Origin of the sequence: Enterobacter sp. JS8-1, assembly GCF_049187015.1 — a bacterium.
Taxonomy (GTDB): Bacteria; Pseudomonadota; Gammaproteobacteria; order Enterobacterales; family Enterobacteriaceae; genus Enterobacter; species Enterobacter mori.
The window spans coordinates 4458890-4474853 of record NZ_CP185805.1 but is presented as its reverse complement, the minus strand read 5'-3'; the positions used below and the strand labels follow the sequence as shown (position 1 = coordinate 4474853).

Annotated in this window: 11 protein-coding genes; 5 read left to right on the top strand and 6 right to left on the bottom strand. The window is 57.9% G+C overall.

Translation table 11 applies throughout. The annotated features are described in order from the left end of the window. The first annotated feature begins 37 nt into the window (after positions 1 to 37). Complete coding sequence (glpG, locus tag ACOQH0_RS21405; protein WP_421511157.1) at positions 38 to 868, top strand: rhomboid family intramembrane serine protease GlpG; 831 nt, start codon at positions 38 to 40, stop codon at positions 866 to 868. Positions 869 to 884: 16 nt separating this feature from the next. After that, positions 885 to 1643 (top strand): DeoR/GlpR family transcriptional regulator, encoded by a 759-nt coding sequence (locus ACOQH0_RS21400; protein ID WP_008503060.1) that lies wholly within the window; start codon positions 885 to 887, stop codon positions 1641 to 1643. 82 nt (positions 1644 to 1725) lie between these two features. On the opposite strand, the gene malT is transcribed toward ACOQH0_RS21400, so the two are convergent. Next, entirely contained in the window at positions 1726 to 4431 is a 2706-nt protein-coding gene (malT, locus tag ACOQH0_RS21395; RefSeq protein WP_421511156.1) for an HTH-type transcriptional regulator MalT, read from the bottom strand. Positions 4432 to 5005: 574 nt separating this feature from the next. Between malT and malP the strand changes: the two genes are divergently transcribed. Together malP and malQ are read left to right on the top strand one after the other, a co-directional pair. Then, the gene (gene malP / locus ACOQH0_RS21390; protein ID WP_303569360.1) at positions 5006 to 7399 is read left to right on the top strand and encodes a maltodextrin phosphorylase; all 2394 of its coding nucleotides are present in this window, start codon (positions 5006 to 5008) and stop codon (positions 7397 to 7399) included. 9 nt (positions 7400 to 7408) lie between these two features. After that, positions 7409 to 9490 carry a 4-alpha-glucanotransferase gene (gene malQ / locus ACOQH0_RS21385; RefSeq protein WP_172701527.1) on the top strand — a complete coding sequence of 694 codons (2082 nt, stop codon included), beginning with the start codon at positions 7409 to 7411 and terminating at the stop codon, positions 9488 to 9490. Positions 9491 to 9576: 86 nt separating this feature from the next. Here malQ and gntT read toward each other — a convergent pair whose 3' ends face one another. From gntT to gntX, 3 genes are all read right to left on the bottom strand, one after another. Further along, positions 9577 to 10893, bottom strand: coding sequence for a gluconate transporter (gntT, locus tag ACOQH0_RS21380; RefSeq protein ID WP_109082295.1), 1317 nt, complete (start codon positions 10891 to 10893; stop codon positions 9577 to 9579). Between the two features lie 365 nt (positions 10894 to 11258). Then, entirely contained in the window at positions 11259 to 11834 is a 576-nt protein-coding gene (gene nfuA / locus ACOQH0_RS21375) for a Fe-S biogenesis protein NfuA (protein ID WP_010436427.1), read from the bottom strand. Between the two features lie 61 nt (positions 11835 to 11895). Beyond that, entirely contained in the window at positions 11896 to 12579 is a 684-nt protein-coding gene (gene gntX, locus ACOQH0_RS21370; protein WP_174340025.1) for a DNA utilization protein GntX, read from the bottom strand. 35 nt (positions 12580 to 12614) lie between these two features. Between gntX and bioH the strand changes: the two genes are divergently transcribed. After that, positions 12615 to 13397, top strand: a complete 783-nt coding sequence (bioH, locus tag ACOQH0_RS21365; protein ID WP_421511155.1) for a pimeloyl-ACP methyl ester esterase BioH — start codon at positions 12615 to 12617, stop codon at positions 13395 to 13397. On the opposite strand, the gene feoC is transcribed toward bioH, so the two are convergent. Together feoC and feoB are read right to left on the bottom strand one after the other, a co-directional pair. Next, on the bottom strand, positions 13369 to 13608 hold the full coding sequence (feoC, locus tag ACOQH0_RS21360) for a [Fe-S]-dependent transcriptional repressor FeoC (RefSeq protein ID WP_421511154.1): 240 nt from the start codon (positions 13606 to 13608) through the stop codon (positions 13369 to 13371). The two genes, bioH and feoC, sit on opposite strands and share 29 nt — an antisense overlap. Before the next feature lie 11 nt (positions 13609 to 13619). Then, the gene (feoB, locus tag ACOQH0_RS21355; protein ID WP_421511153.1) at positions 13620 to 15938 is read right to left on the bottom strand and encodes a Fe(2+) transporter permease subunit FeoB; all 2319 of its coding nucleotides are present in this window, start codon (positions 15936 to 15938) and stop codon (positions 13620 to 13622) included. Positions 15939 to 15964 lie beyond the last annotated feature (26 nt).

Genomic DNA, 15964 nt, shown 5'->3' with positions numbered 1-15964 from the left:
CTGTCCCCTTTTGTGTGGAAATAAGCGACCGTCGCCCATGTTGATGATTACCTCCTTTACCAACCCGCGCGTCGCCCAGGCGTTTGTCGACTATATGGCGACGCAGGGCGTTATCCTGACCATTCAGCAACATAACCAGACCGACGTTTGGCTGGCCGACGAGAGCCAGGCCGCGCGCGTAAATGAAGAACTGGCGCGTTTCCTTGAGAACCCTGGCGATCCGCGCTATCTGGCGGCAAGCTGGCAATCCGGCCACACCGGCAGCGGGTTGCACTACAGTCGTTTTCCCTTCCTTGCCACCATCCGCGAACGCGCAGGGCCGTTTACGCTGCTGCTGATGGCGGCCTGCATTATCGTCTTCATTATCATGAACGTGGTGGGCGACCAGAGCGTAATGATTGCCCTGGCGTGGCCGTACGATCAGTCGCTGCAGTTTGACGTCTGGCGCTACTTTACCCACGCGCTGATGCACTTCTCGGTGATGCACATCCTCTTTAACCTGCTGTGGTGGTGGTATCTCGGCGGTATCGTGGAGAAGCGGCTCGGCAGCGGCAAGCTGATCGTTATCACCATTATTAGCGCCCTGCTGAGCGGCTATGTGCAGCATAAATTCAGCGGCCCGTGGTTTGGCGGATTGTCAGGCGTGGTGTACGCCCTGATGGGCTATGCCTGGCTCAGAGGTGAACGCGACCCTGAAAGCGGCATCTATCTGCAACGCGGTTTGATAACCTTTGCGTTAATATGGCTAATTGCCGGATGGTTTGATCTGTTTGGTATGTCTATCGCCAACGGTGCGCACGTCACCGGGCTGGCCGTGGGGCTGGCGATGGCCTTCGCCGACACGCTCCATGCGCGAAAACGAACATAATTCTCAGGGATAATTGATGAAACAAACACAACGTCATGACGCCATTATCGAACTGGTTAAAAAACAGGGATACGTCAGCACCGAAGAACTGGTGGAGCAGTTTGCCGTCAGTCCACAAACCATCCGTCGTGACCTGAACGACCTGGCCGATCAGAACCGCATTCTGCGCCACCACGGCGGCGCGGCGCTGCCGTCCAGCTCGGTGAATACCTCCTGGCATGACCGTAAAGCCACGCAGACGGCAGAGAAAGAGCGGATTGCCCGCAAGGTCGCCAGCCAGATCCCAAACGGGGCGACGCTGTTTATTGATATCGGCACCACGCCGGAAGCGGTGGCCCATGCGCTGCTGGATCACGAGAACCTGCGCGTGGTGACGAACAACCTGAACGTGGCCAATACCCTGATGCAGAAAGACGATTTCCGCATCATCCTCGCGGGCGGCGAACTGCGCAGCCGCGACGGCGGGATTATTGGCGAAGCGACGCTCGATTTTATCTCCCAGTTCCGCCTCGACTTCGGCATTCTGGGGATCAGCGGCATCGACAGCGACGGCTCGCTGCTGGAGTTTGATTATCACGAGGTGCGCACCAAGCGCGCGATTATTGAAAACTCACGCCACGTGATGCTGGTGGTAGACCATTCCAAGTTTGGCCGTAACGCGATGGTGAACATGGGCAGCATCAGCATGGTGGATGCGGTTTATACCGACGTGATGCCGCCAGCGGGCGTGATGCAGGTGATTAAAGATAATAATTTGCAGCTGGAACTGTGCTAGAAGTTGTGTCGGGTGGCGCTGCGCTTACCCGACCTACAAAACCCCGTAGGCCCGTGCAAGCGTAGCGCCGCCGGGCAATGAATTACACGCCATACCCCATCATCTTCAACAGCTGCTGCGCATGCTGCACCGCATCCTGTCGATGTGCCACACCCAGCTTCTGATACAAATTGCGGATATGCGTTTTGATGGTGGTCGCCGCCACCGCCAGCTCGCCGGCAATCTGCTCGTTGCTGTAGCCGGAATAAATCAGCCCGAGAACCTGCCATTCACGCTGAGTGAGCGGGCTGGTGCGGATAAGTTCCGGGACTTCCGGGTGGTTCAGCAGACGTTCTACAAAGTTCTCATCGAAATGCGCGAACTTATGGCGATGGTGCTGGTTAATCTCGCGCAGAATACGCTGAGCGCGATGCTGATCCAGTTCCGGCAGCGTATTGAGCTGAATAAGCTGGCGCAGCTGCTGCGCCATGACTTCGCCTTCAATGACAAAGTGGCTGACAAACCCGGTGCGGTTAGCCAGCTGTAGCGCTTCCAGCAGCACGCGCTGGGCGTCATTTTTACGCCCGGCCTGCCAGTAGAGCTGGTTCAGCAGCAGCAGGTTGCGGTTCAGGTCGCTCATCAGCCGCAGGCTGCGCGCGTTTTCGTTTAACTCCTCCAGCACGATCTCAGCCGGTTCAAACTCACCCAGCAGGATCTGCGCGCGGGCAATGTTCCGCCACTGGCTCTGCAGGAAGTGGTTGTTGGCAAATTCCGGTTTCGGCGTTTGACGCAGCCAGTTGGCGGCGGACTTTTTATCGCCAATCATCTGCCAGTAAATCACCCGAACCTTATCGGCGTTTGATACCCAGTCGCTGTGGTACTGACCGTTGCCGAGCAAGTTCTCCAGGCGGTTAAGGTGGTTGCGGGCATTATCGAGATCCCCACGCGCCAGCGAACACTGGACCAGCAGCGCCAGGCACTGCAGCTGCTGCTGCGGCTGGAAGCTGGAGAGTACGTCTACACCCTGACGGGCGCAGCTTTCGGCCTCGTCCAGACGTGACCAGGCCCACAGCAGCTGCGCGCGAATACGCAACAGGAACTCATGCATCGGCAGCTGTTCCAGATGCTGTTCACGAATCAGCTGGAACGCTTTTTCCTGATTTTCCCAGGCGGCCTGCAGGAACCCCTGCGCAAATAAAATCTCGCTCTGTTGGATCAGGCTCCACAGCGCGTAGTGCCAGACATCGTGCCGACGTGCCATCTGCTCGGTTTGCTGCATCAGTGAAAGCGAACGGGTGAGGTCGCCTTTGCAGTGCAGCACTTCGCCGTGCACCGAGGTCGCAACGATGCGGCTGTAGAAGTTAGCCAGCGGCAGTTCATCCAGCGCGACCATTGCCAGCCGTTCAGCTTCATCCGGGTCGCCGTCGTTAATGGCCACCTGAGCGCGCAGGGCGTTGAACTCGCCGTGCAGGGTGGCATCCATTTCGCTTTCCATCTCCTGCTCGGCGCGCGCCAGCAGGGTGTTAACTTCGCTGTAGCGATGCTGGCTCTGCATCAGCCAGGCCTGAAGCAGCACCAGACGCGGGTTCTCCAGCAGGCTTTCCCACGGCAGCGCTTTTAACGACTCTTCAAGCAGCGTCAGCTCGCTGTGGTTGAACAGGCCCCATGCATGGTTGAGGAGGATATCGCGCAGCATGCTGGCATCACCGGCGGCCAGCGCGTGGTGGATAGCCTCGCTCGGGAAGCCTTGTGCCATCCAGCTTTCGGCTGCGGCGCGGTGAATTTCCGGAAGTTCAACCGCCAGTTCCCACTGACAGCGCTGGCGCAGGAAGCTGCCAAACAGCGGGTGATAGCTAAACCACTCGCCGGGGTCGTCCATGCGCGTCAGAAACAGCCCCTGACGTTCAATCTCTTCAAGCTGTAGCTGGCCGTTCTCACAGCCGGTGACGCGCCCGATCAGCGCATCGTTCATGGAACGCAGCAGGGAGCTCTTCAGCAAAAAATTACGGGTGGAGGGATCGACGCTGTCCAGCACCTCATCCACCAGATAATCAGAAAGGTGGCTGGCGTTGATGCCCGCCAGACGTCGCGCAGACTGATGCGCCGGACTGTTGTTTTGCCGGGCAGAGAGCGCGATCAGCTGCAGCGCCGTGGCCCAGCCCGCGACATCATCGCACAGGCGGCTGCTTTCGGCGGCCTCAATCGGTGAGGTCAGGCGGCAGTCAAAGAACTGTTTTGCTTCCTGGTGGGTGAAGGCCAGCTGCTGGCTTCCCACTTCAAGAAGCTGATCGCGCACGCGCAGGTTGGCAATGCCCAACTGCGGCAGGTTACGCGACAAGACAACTAAGGTCAGGTTTTCCGGCTGATGGCGCAGGAAGAAGCGCATCGACTCGTGGATCACCGGGTTTGTGATCAGATGATAGTCATCAATCACCACATAAAGCGGGCGATGCCATTCGGCCAGTTCGATAAACAGCTGTGAGAAAAGGGAAGACAGGCTGGCGTACTGGCGCTTTTGCACCATTACCTCACTGGCGACGCAGTGCCCGTTGGTGGCCTGTTGAATGGCGGCAATCAAATAGCTGGCAAAACGCTCCTGCTGGTTATCGCCCTCATCAAGGGAGTACCAGCCGAGATCGCTCTTACCTGCGGCCCATTGCGAAATGAGCGTTGTTTTTCCATAGCCTGCAGGACTCGTAACCAGCGCCAGTCGGAAATTATGCGCGCCGGAAAGTTTAGCCAGCAGACGCTCGCGGACCACTGTATGGTCAAGACGAACCGGGCGACTTAATTTTGACGGAATCAACATAGGTTTCACTTCACTGTGGGGAACGAGAGATTTTATTTTTTTTGCGCTTCGTAATTAATGGATATAAGTTCGGCCAATAAGTTAACTATTGCAAGTTATGTCTGGATTTGGTGGCTGTGAATTTGCACTCTGTCACAAAACATTCAGGCAGATGATGGAACTTTCTGGAAAGGTGTTTGACGCCCCGTCAATGCTGGCTTGTATGGCTGTGTTGCGGCTGCGCTGAAACTGGTTTCAGAAAGGGATAGTGACGATAAATTTAATATACTCCTGGTAAAGTTAAGGGAAATTAATAATCGCCTTAGTTATTACCCGATTGCAGAAATATTATTGTACGTAAGTAATCATTTCCGCATTGAATAATTTCTTACGAAACTGCATTTCATTTTTTTGACACTCTTCCAGGATATCTTTTCTCCCGCCGTGCACACTTACAGAGTGGCCTCGATCACACTTTTATGCTCATCCCCGCTACTCCTCCCTGTCTAATCCCCCACAGGAGGAGGAAGAGGCGGAATGAGCCAGGCACACTAGCGCCAACATGTGTTTTCTTTCTACAGGATGCCAATTCCCTATGTCACAGCCTACCTTCAACAAAGCTCAATTCCAGGCTGCCCTGACGCGTCAGTGGCAGCGTTTTGGCCTTCGTGCTGCAAACGAGATGACGCCTCACCAGTGGTGGCAGGCGGTGAGCGGTGCGCTCGCAGAGCAACTGGATGCTCAACCGGTGGCGAAGCCTGTTAAGGGCCAGCGTCACGTGAACTATATCTCGATGGAATTCCTGATTGGCCGCCTGACCGGCAACAACCTGCTGAACCTCGGCTGGTATCAGGACGTCGGCGATGTGCTGAAAGAACACGACATTAATCTGACCGACCTGCTGGAAGAAGAGACCGACCCGGCGCTGGGGAATGGTGGTCTGGGGCGCCTGGCGGCCTGCTTCCTTGACTCTATGGCAACCGTTGGTCAGTCCGCGATTGGCTATGGTCTGAACTATCAGTATGGCCTGTTCCGTCAGTCGTTTGCCGACGGGCATCAGATGGAAGCACCGGATGACTGGCATCGCAACACCTATCCGTGGTTCCGCCACAACGCGCAGCTCGATGTGCAGGTCAACATTGGTGGGAAAGTCACTAAGCAGGGACTCTGGGAACCGGCGTTCACCCTTACCGGTGAAGCCTGGGATCTGCCGGTGCTCGGCTACCGTAACGGCGTGGCGCAGCCGCTGCGTCTGTGGCAGGCGAAGCATGCGCATCCGTTTAACCTGACCAAATTCAACGACGGCGATTTCCTGCGCGCCGAGCAGCAGGGTATCGACGCCGAGAAGCTGACCAAAGTGCTCTACCCGAACGACAACCATCTGGCGGGTAAAAAGCTGCGCCTGATGCAGCAGTACTTCCAGTGCGCCTGCTCCGTGGCGGACATTCTGCGTCGCCATCACCTGGCGGGCCGCAAGCTGGCGCAGCTGCCGGACTTCGAAGTGATTCAGCTCAACGACACGCACCCGACCATTGCCATCCCGGAACTGCTGCGCGTGCTGCTCGACGAGCATCAGCTGAGCTGGGACGACGCCTGGGCCATCACCAGCCGTACCTTTGCCTACACCAACCACACCCTGATGCCGGAAGCGCTGGAGTGCTGGGATGAGAAGCTGGTGAAAACGCTGCTGCCGCGTCATATGCAGATCATCAACAAGATTAACGACCAGTTTAAAACGCTGGTGGATAAAACCTGGCCGGGCGACAAAGCGGTCTGGGCGAAGCTGGCGGTGGTGCACGATAAGCAGGTGCGCATGGCGAACATGTGCGTTGTCAGCGGCTTTGCCGTTAACGGCGTGGCCGCGCTGCACTCAGACCTGGTGGTCAAAGATCTGTTCCCGGAATACCACCAGCTGTGGCCGACCAAATTCCACAACGTGACCAACGGCATCACGCCGCGTCGCTGGATCAAGCAGTGCAACCCGCTGCTGGCTGGCCTGCTGGACAAGACCCTGAAGAAAGAGTGGGCCAACGATCTCGACCAGCTCATCAACCTGGAAAAACAGGCTGACGACGCGAAATTCCGCGAGCAGTACCGCGCGATCAAGCTGGAGAACAAGGTTCGCCTGGCGGAGTTCGTGAAAGTGCGTACCGGGATTGAGATCAACCCGAATGCCATTTTCGATATCCAGATCAAACGCCTGCACGAGTACAAACGCCAGCACCTGAACCTGCTGCACATTCTGGCGCTGTACAAGGAGATCCGCGAGAACCCGCAGGCCGACCGCGTGCCGCGCGTGTTCCTGTTCGGTGCGAAAGCGGCACCGGGCTACTACCTGGCGAAAAACATTATCCTCGCCATCAACAAAGTGGCGGCGGCGATCAACAGCGATCCGAAAGTGGGCGACAAGCTGAAGGTGGTGTTCCTGCCGGATTACTGCGTCTCGGCGGCTGAAATGCTGATCCCGGCGGCGGATATCTCCGAGCAGATCTCTACCGCAGGGAAAGAGGCGTCCGGTACCGGCAACATGAAGCTGGCGCTGAACGGCGCGCTGACCGTGGGTACGCTCGACGGGGCAAACGTCGAAATCGCCGAGAAGGTCGGTGAAGAGAACATCTTTATCTTCGGCCATACCGTGGAAGAGGTGAAAGCCATCAAGGCCAAAGGCTACGACCCGGTGAAATGGCGTAAGAAAGACAAAGTGCTGGACGCGGTGCTGAAAGAGCTGGAAAGCGGCAAATACAGCGACGGCGACAAGCACGCGTTTGACCAGATGCTGCACAGCATGGACAAACACGGCGGTGACCCGTATCTGGTGATGGCGGACTTCACGGCCTACGTTGAAGCGCAAAAACAGGTCGACGTGCTGTATCGCGACCAGGAAGCGTGGACCCGCGCGTGCATCCTGAACACCGCCCGCTGCGGCATGTTCAGCTCTGACCGTTCAATCCGTGATTATCAGGCCCGTATCTGGCAGGCAAAACGCTAAGGAAGCGCGATGGAGAGTAAACGTCTGGACAGTGCCGCGCAGGCGGCGGGGATCAGCCTCAGTTACATCAATGCGCACGGCAAACCGCAGTCTATTGGCGCCGACACCAAAAGACGTTTGCTGGATGCCATGCACAAAGCCGATGCGAAAGCGTCGGTTGCACCGGTGCCGAACGTGAAGGTCTTCACTGCAGGCAAAAAGATGCCGCTGGCGGTGGAGGGGCGCGGCGAGTTTAGCTGGCTGCTCACCACCGAAGAGGGACATCAGCACAAAGGCCACGCTACCGGTGGCAAAACGCTCAACCTTCCGGCGAAGCTGCCGGAGGGCTATCACACCTTAACGCTCACCCAGGATGATCTGCGTTTCCACTGCCGGGTGATCGTCGCGCCAAAACGCTGCTACGAGCCGCAGGCGTTGCTCGAAGGTAAAAAGCTGTGGGGCGCCTGCGTGCAGCTCTACACCCTGCGTTCGGACAACAACTGGGGCATCGGTGATTTTGGCGACCTGAAAAAGATGCTGGTGGATGTGGGCGAGCGCGGCGGCGCGTTCATCGGCCTCAACCCGATCCATGCGCTTTATCCGGCGAACCCGGAAAGCGCCAGCCCGTACAGTCCGTCGTCCCGTCGCTGGCTGAACGTGATTTACATCGACGTTAACGCGTTAGATGACTTCAAAAACAGCAAAGAGGCGCAAGCGTGGTGGAACCTCAGCACCACGCAGCACGCGCTGAAGCAGGCGCGCGACGCCGACTGGGTGGACTACGCCACCGTCACCGCGTTGAAAATGGCGGCACTGCGTCTGGCATGGAAAGGTTTTGCGAAGCGCGATGACGAGCAGATGACGGCCTTCCGTCAGTTTGTCACCCAGGAGGGCGAGAGCCTGTACTGGCAGGCGGCGTTTGATGCGCTGCACGCGTATCAGGTGAAAGAGGACGAAATGCGCTGGGGCTGGCCGGTCTGGCCGGAAGCGTATCAGACCGTCGACACGCCTGAAGTGAAAGCCTTCTGCAAAAAATACGCTGACGAGGTGGACTTCTATCTGTGGCTGCAGTGGCTGGCGTACAGCCAGTTTGCCGCCTGCTGGCAGGTGAGCCAGGGCTACAAGATGCCGATTGGCCTGTATCGTGACCTGGCCGTCGGCGTGGCGGAAGGCGGTGCGGAAACCTGGTGTGACCGCGAGCTTTACTGTCTGAAAGCCTCCGTCGGCGCGCCGCCGGATATCCTTGGCCCGCTCGGCCAGAACTGGGGCTTGCCGCCGATGGATCCGCACGTGATGGCGGCGCGCGCCTACGAGCCGTTTATCGACCTGCTGCGCGCGAACATGCAGAACTGCGGGGCGCTGCGTATCGACCACGTGATGTCCGTGCTGCGCCTCTGGTGGATCCCGTACGGTGAAACGGCCGATCACGGGGCGTACGTGCAGTACCCGGTTGACGATCTGCTGTCGATCCTGGCGCTGGAAAGTAAGCGTCACCAGTGCATGGTGATCGGTGAAGATCTCGGTACCGTGCCGGTGGAAATTGTCAGTAAGCTCCGCGACAGCGGCGTCTACTCCTACAAAGTGCTCTATTTTGAAAACGACCATGAGAAAACCTTCCGCGCGCCGAAAGCGTACCCTGAACAGTCAATGGCAGTCGCGACGACGCATGACCTTCCTACGCTTCGTGGCTATTGGGAAAGCGGCGACCTGACGCTCGGCAAAACGCTGGGACTCTATCCTGATGAAGAGGTTCTGCGCGGCCTGTATCAGGATCGCGAACTCTCCAAACAGGGGCTGCTGGATGCGCTGCACAAGCATGGCTGTCTGCCGAAACGCGCCGGGCATAAGGCGTCGTTGATGTCGATGACCTCCACGCTTAACCGTGGTTTGCAGCGCTATATTGCCGACAGCAACAGCGCTCTGCTGGGCCTGCAGCCTGAAGACTGGATTGATATGGCGGAGCCGGTGAACATCCCGGGCACCAGCTATCAGTACAAGAACTGGCGTCGCAAGCTGTCCACAACGCTTGAGAAGATGTTTGCCGATGACGGGGTGAACAGGCTGATTAAGGATTTGGACAAGCGCAGAAGAGCGGTGGGTAAGAAGCGGTAGTTTCACCCTCCCCCTAACCCTCTCCCAGAGGGAGAGGGAATAGAATGTAGGCCGGGTAAGCGTCAGCTCCACCCGGCTTTTTTACATCAAACCACCATATTCAACAGCAGCACCCCGACCAGACCGCACACCGAAATAATGGTTTCCAGCGCGGACCAGGACTTGATGGTTTCACCGATGGTCAGGTTGAAGTACTCCTTGAACAGCCAGAAGCCCGGATCGTTCACGTGAGAGAAAATCACGCTACCGGAACCGACGGCGATAACCATCAGCTCAGGGCTTACGCCCGTGGTCGCAATCAGCGGGGCAACGATACCGCCTGCGGTGATCGCCGCAACGGTCGCAGAACCCAGCGCAATACGCAGCACGGCAGCGATAGACCAGGCCATCAGGAGCGGCGACACGTTGGTTTCATGCATCATGGCAGCGATGTATTTGTCCACGCCGCTGTCGACCAGAACCTGCTTGAACGCACCGCCACCGCCGATGATCAGGAGCATCATGGCAATGATTTTGATGGAAGAGGTCAGCGTGTCGTTGATCTGATCCATTGAACGACCGCGGTTCAGACCGAAGGTGAACATTGCAATCAGTACCGCAATCAGCGTTGCCATCACCGGGTCACCCAGGAATTCCGCAACCGCCAGGAACGCGTGACCTTTTGGCAGGACCATCTCCGCCACGGCACGCATCGCCATCAGAATGACCGGCACCAGAGAAGTCCAGACGCTGACGCCAAAGCCAGGCATCTCTTCTTCGGTAAAGGTTTTGGCGCTGTACAGACCTTCAGGAATCGGCTTATCAATGCCTTTCAGGAAGCGCGCATAAACCGGGCCCGCCAGAATCACGGTTGGGATTGCCAGAATCGTACCGAACAGCAGGGTTTTACCCATATCTGCGTGGAAAATGGTGGCGATAGCGGTTGGACCCGGGTGCGGCGGCAGGAAGCCGTGGGTCACGGACAGCGCCGCAGCCATTGGCACACCGACATACAGCAGCGGGATATTTGCCGCAGCCGCGATGGTGAACACCAGCGGCAGCATCAGCACGAAGCCCACTTCATAGAACAGCGCGAAACCGACGGTAAAACCGGTTAACACCACCGCCCACTGGATATTCTTCTTACCAAATTTGGCGATCAGCGTGGTGGCGATACGCTGCGCACCCCCGCAGTCCGCCAGCATTTTGCCGAGCATGGCGCCGAAGCCCATGATCAACGCCAGGCTGCCGAGCGTACCGCCGACACCGGCTTTAATCGAGCTGATAACTTTCACCAGCGGCATCCCTTGCATCAGACCGACTGCAAGTGCCACCAGAACCAAAGCGATAAATCCGTTCATTTTGAAACGGATCATCAAGAGCAGTAATAACACAACACCGATAGCGACGATGACTAATGGCATGATTTACCTGGCCTTTGAATTGTTATGGGTAACGTCATTGTTTCAACGACAAATTCCGATTGTCCCAACTGGGAACAGAGCGTTAACGGCACTCATACTGATGCCTGCGAAACCATTAAGTTTAGTCGGCTGTTATAAGGGTGCTGAGTGCCCACGAGAATGATACGGGTAACATGATGTGATTGAGAATCACCCTGAGAGGCTAAATTTGAATTATGAGACGCAGGTCAACATATAGAGGGGAGCTGCAGGAAAACAAAAGCCGGGTGGCGGCTTCGCCTTACCCGGCCTACGATTCGGATGCAGTCACTGTTTTGCAGGCCCGGTAAGCGCAGCGCCACCGGGCAAGACAGATGGGTACTGAATTAGTAGTAAGAGTGCTCGCCGCGCTGGTGCTCGGTCAGATCGCGCACGCCTTTCAGTTCCGGGAATTCGTTCAGCAGCTGCTTCTCGATCCCTTCCTTCAGGGTCACATCGACCATAGAACAGCCGTTACAGCCGCCGCCGAACTGCAGGATCGCCAGACCGTCTTCCGTGATTTCCATCAGGGTTACACGGCCACCGTGTCCTGCCAGCTGTGGGTTGATCTGCGATTGCAGCAGATACTCAACGCGCTCCATCAGCGGGGCATCGTCAGACACTTTACGCATTTTCGCGTTCGGTGCTTTCAGGGTCAGCTGAGAGCCCAGCTGGTCGGTGACAAAGTCGATTTCCGCATCGTCAAGATACGGCGCGCTCAGCTCATCGACGTACGCGGTGAGCTGTTCAAATTTAAGGGCGGTGTCAGTTGCTTCCACAGCGTCCGGAGGACAATACGAGACACCACATTCTGCATTCGGTGTGCCTGGATTGATCACAAACACGCGGATCTGCGTCCCTTCTTCCTGATTTGCCAGCAATTTGGCAAAGTGCGCTTGTGCAGAATCGGAAATACGGATCATAGCTTTGGCCTAATAGTTGACTAAATTACCTGGGTATAATCATACGCCCATTGAAGAAGGGCTACAAGGTACGGCACAGACACCATACCTGAACCGACGCGGCGCCGCTTTGCAAAAGCAGTCGGGAAAGTTCAGCAACGGTACTGCCCGTGGTGACGACATCATCCACAAGCGCGATATGGAGGCCATGAACCGGCAATTCAAGGCGGAAGGCATTTTTCAGGTTCCTTTTGCGAAGCCGCGCGCTGAGCTGATGCTGTATTGCGGTCGCCTGCACGCGCCTGAGCGCTGAGGCAGCGTAACGGCATCCAAGCCAGCGGGCGAGCGGACGACAGAGCAGGTCGCTTTGGTTATAGCCGCGCCGCCAGTGGCGACGGTGGTGCAGGGGGACATTCATCAGCATGTCGACCCGCGGCAGCGCGCGCGTTCGTCGTGCCTGCAACACGGCGAGAAGCAGCAGGCGGGCAAGGGGCGTCGCCAGTACGCTTTGGTGGGAAAACTTCAGCGCGTGGATAAGCGAACTGAGCGGCGGAACATAATTATCCACCGCCACAAGCGCTTGCCACGGCGGCGCTTTTTTCAGGCAGCGACCGCAGGGGATCGCCAGGCTGACCGCCGGTAACCCACACTGCGGACACCCGGCGATTCGTCCTTCCAGCGAGCGGGTACAGACGGAACACATCCCCCACGCGCTGAGCGCAAGCGGCATTCGGCATAGCCAGCACAAGCCGGGCACTGTTAGCATAGGCAACCTCCATGTAAAAAAGAGAACGATAGCTGATGAAGACGCTGTGGTGGCAGACCGTCGGGACGGGAAATTGTCATCTTGTGCTGCTGCACGGATGGGGACTGAATGCGGAAGTGTGGCGTTGCGTAAGTGAGGAACTCGCCTCGCAATTTACGCTGCATCTGGTGGATTTGCCGGGCTATGGCCGCAGCCGCGGCTTTGGCGCGATGTCGCTTGATGAGATGGCGCAGCAGGTTTTGGATGCCGCGCCGCAAAACGCCGTCTGGCTGGGCTGGAGCCTGGGTGGGCTGGTGGCAAGCAAAATTGCGCTGGATAACCCCGGGCGCGTGAGCGCGCTGGTTACCGTGGCCTCGTCCCCGTGTTTTAGCGCGCAGGACGCGTGGCCGGGTATCAAGCCTGAAGTGCTGGTCGGGTTCCAGCAGCAGCTAAGCGAAGACTTCCAGCGGACGGTGGAACGTTTTCTCGCGCTGCAGACAATGGGAACAGAAACCGCGCGTCAGGATGCGCGCACGCTGAAACAGACCGTTCTCTCGCTGCCGATGCCTGACGTTGAGGTGCTTAACGGGGGGCTTGAGATCCTGAAAACGGTCGATCTGCGTGAACCGCTGGCGTCGCTGGCGGTCCCGCATCTGCGTATTTATGGTTATCTGGACGGGCTGGTGCCGCGCAAGGTGGTTCCGCTACTGGATGACCTGTGGCCGGAGAGCCAATCGTTGGTGGTCGCTAAAGCGGCACACGCGCCGTTTATCTCGCACCCTGGCGAGTTTTGTTCGGCGCTGTCCGGCTTTATTCGCGCAGTGCCCACCACTCCCTGAGGCAGGCTTTCCCTTCCGGGCAACGTTTACAGCTGCCGGACAAACAACCGTCCGGCTCTTCCTGAATGCGCACGGCTTTTCCCATCGCTTCGAGTCTTTCCAGCATGGCATCGATCATCGGCTGGGGCGTATGCAGGCTGAGGCTTAGCTGCTTTGCCTCCATGCGCCCCTGTAACGACAGTAAATCACGAATCTGAATCAACGATGCCATCGGTTTGCCCCTTAGTGACAGTCGCCGGTCGGGCTGTTGCAGCAGGAGGTCGGCGTTTTACGCGTCGCCAGCAGGTTGACATCAACGCGGCTCCGCGCCCGGCGCAGCAGGCCCATCACCATCACGTTAAACAGAATAACCGCCAGGATGCAGACCAGGCTGTAACGCGGGTGCTGGCTGAAGTTAACGGTCTGATAGAACACCGTCGCCAGGGAGTAAGCGATATTCAACCCCCACAGAATGGAGAAGCCCATCCAGCCGCGGCTGGACTCACGGGCAATCGCCCCCATTACCGAGATGCACGGAATGTACAGCAACACGAAGATGAGGTAGCTGTAGGCCGCTGACGCACTGCCGAATTTCTCGCTCATCACGCCCATGGCGCCGGTCGCCATTTCGCCGTCGCCTTTGCTGGCCTCAATCGGGTTCGCCAGCACGCTCAGGCTGAATGTGTCTTTCAGGCTCTGCCAGGTTTCCTCAACGGCACCCAGCAGTTCGTCACCGAGGTGAAACTCTGCCGGATTGAACTCTTGCTCCTGAATGTTCTCTGCGGTGTAGAGCGTGTTCAGCGTCCCGACAACCACCTCTTTCGCCATTGCGCCGGTGAACAGGCCAACGGTCGCCTGCCAGTTATCCTCCTGCACGCCAATCGGTTTGAAGACCGGCGTGATGACGCGGCTGACGGAAGCGAGGGCAGAGTCGTTGATGTTATCTGCCGCCTGACCGCTCAACGTGAAGCTGTTCAGCGCGCTCAGGAAGATACTGACGATGACAATCACTTTACCGGCGCGCAGCACGAAGCCTTTCAGGCGCTGCCAGGTCTGGATCGCCAGGCTCTTCAGATGCGGCACATGGTAAACCGGCAGCTCCATCACGAACGGTGACGCTTCACCGCGCATAATGGTGTGCTTCAGCATCAGACCGGTCAGGATTGCCATCACGATGCCGAGCACGTACAGCGAGAAGACCGCCAGCGCCCCCTGCTGACCAAAGAAAGCGGCGGCAAAGACCGCAAAGATGGCCAGGCGCGCGCCGCAGGACATAAACGGCGCCATCATGATGGTCATCAGCCGCTCGCGCGGCGCATCAAGCGTACGTGCACCCATCACCGATGGCACGTTGCAGCCGAAGCCAACGATCAGCGGCACGAAGGATTTACCCGGCAGCCCCAGAGCCTGCATCAGGCGATCCATCACGAACGCCGCGCGAGCCATATAGCCGGAGTCTTCGAGGAAGGAGAGGAACAGGTACATCATGCCGATCTGCGGCACCAGCGGCAGCACGGTGTTGATACCGCCGCCAATCCCCTGGGCGAGGAAGATGGTCAGCCATTCCGGGAAGTGCAGGGTGTAGCCCAGCCACTGGATACCGTGCACGAATATCGCGACGGAACCGGCGTCAAAGACAGGCTGGAGCGCGCCGCCGATGTTAATGGCAAGCAGGAACATCAGGTACATCACCAGCAGGAAGATGGGCAAACCGAGGAAGCGGTTGAGCACAATCTTATCTACGGCGGCGGTAAAGCGGCTGGGTTCCGCCGTCAGGGCGTTGCTGACCACGTCGCAAATCGCGGCGATGGCCTGATAGCGTGCGTCCGCGATGTGCAGCGCCGGGTCATCCAGCTCGTCGCTCAGGCGTGCCAGCGCCACGTCGAGTTTATCCGCTGCATCACCGGCATATGCGCGGCTGTAGATATCGCCTTCCAGCATCTGCAGGCCGAGCCATTGACGCTGTCTGGCAGGCATGGCGGTGTCCATCTCCTGCGCCAACTGGCTGGCTTCACGAAGCAGCGGCTGCGCGTAGTGCACAAGTTCAATGTCGGCGTTACCTGCGTGGCGGTCAACGGCCAGCTTCAGGGCATCAATGCCGCGCCCGCGGGTAGAGACCAGCGGAACCACCGGGCAGCCCAGGCGGGCGGAGAGGGCATCGACGTCGATGCGCAATTTCTGCTTCTCTGCGATATCGAGCATGTTAAGCGCCACGATGCAGGGAATACCCAGCTCAAGCAGCTGCAGCGTCAGATAGAGATTGCGCTCAAGGTTGGACGCATCCACTACGTTGATGAGCAGATCCGCATCACCGCTCAGAATATAGTGGCAGGCGATCTGCTCATCGAGCGAGGTCTGGGATGAAATCGTGGTGAGCGAATAGGTGCCCGGCAGGTCAACCAGCGTGACCTGATTGTCCGTTGTCGTGAACTGGCCTTCTTTGCGTTCAACCGTCACGCCTGCCCAGTTGCCGACGCGCTGGCGCGCACCGGTTAACTGATTAAATAAGGTTGTCTTGCCGGAATTAGGATTGCCAATTAAGCCAATAGTTAATTTTTTCATTGTAATAGACTCACTGAACCGCTGGC

Excerpts from the sequence above, each read along its gene's own strand:
- gntX (WP_174340025.1), bottom strand. The coding sequence starts at position 12,579 with ATGCTAACAGTGCCCGGCTTGTGCTGGCTATGCCGAATGCCGCTTGCG.
- nfuA (WP_010436427.1), bottom strand. The coding sequence starts at position 11,834 with ATGATCCGTATTTCCGATTCTGCACAAGCGCACTTTGCCAAATTGCTG.
- feoC (WP_421511154.1), bottom strand. The coding sequence starts at position 13,608 with ATGGCATCGTTGATTCAGATTCGTGATTTACTGTCGTTACAGGGGCGC.
- feoB (WP_421511153.1), bottom strand. The coding sequence starts at position 15,938 with ATGAAAAAATTAACTATTGGCTTAATTGGCAATCCTAATTCCGGCAAG.
- ACOQH0_RS21400 (WP_008503060.1), top strand. The coding sequence starts at position 885 with ATGAAACAAACACAACGTCATGACGCCATTATCGAACTGGTTAAAAAA.
- gntT (WP_109082295.1), bottom strand. The coding sequence starts at position 10,893 with ATGCCATTAGTCATCGTCGCTATCGGTGTTGTGTTATTACTGCTCTTG.
- malP (WP_303569360.1), top strand. The coding sequence starts at position 5,006 with ATGTCACAGCCTACCTTCAACAAAGCTCAATTCCAGGCTGCCCTGACG.
- malT (WP_421511156.1), bottom strand. The coding sequence starts at position 4,431 with ATGTTGATTCCGTCAAAATTAAGTCGCCCGGTTCGTCTTGACCATACA.
- glpG (WP_421511157.1), top strand. The coding sequence starts at position 38 with ATGTTGATGATTACCTCCTTTACCAACCCGCGCGTCGCCCAGGCGTTT.
- bioH (WP_421511155.1), top strand. The coding sequence starts at position 12,615 with ATGAAGACGCTGTGGTGGCAGACCGTCGGGACGGGAAATTGTCATCTT.
- malQ (WP_172701527.1), top strand. The coding sequence starts at position 7,409 with ATGGAGAGTAAACGTCTGGACAGTGCCGCGCAGGCGGCGGGGATCAGC.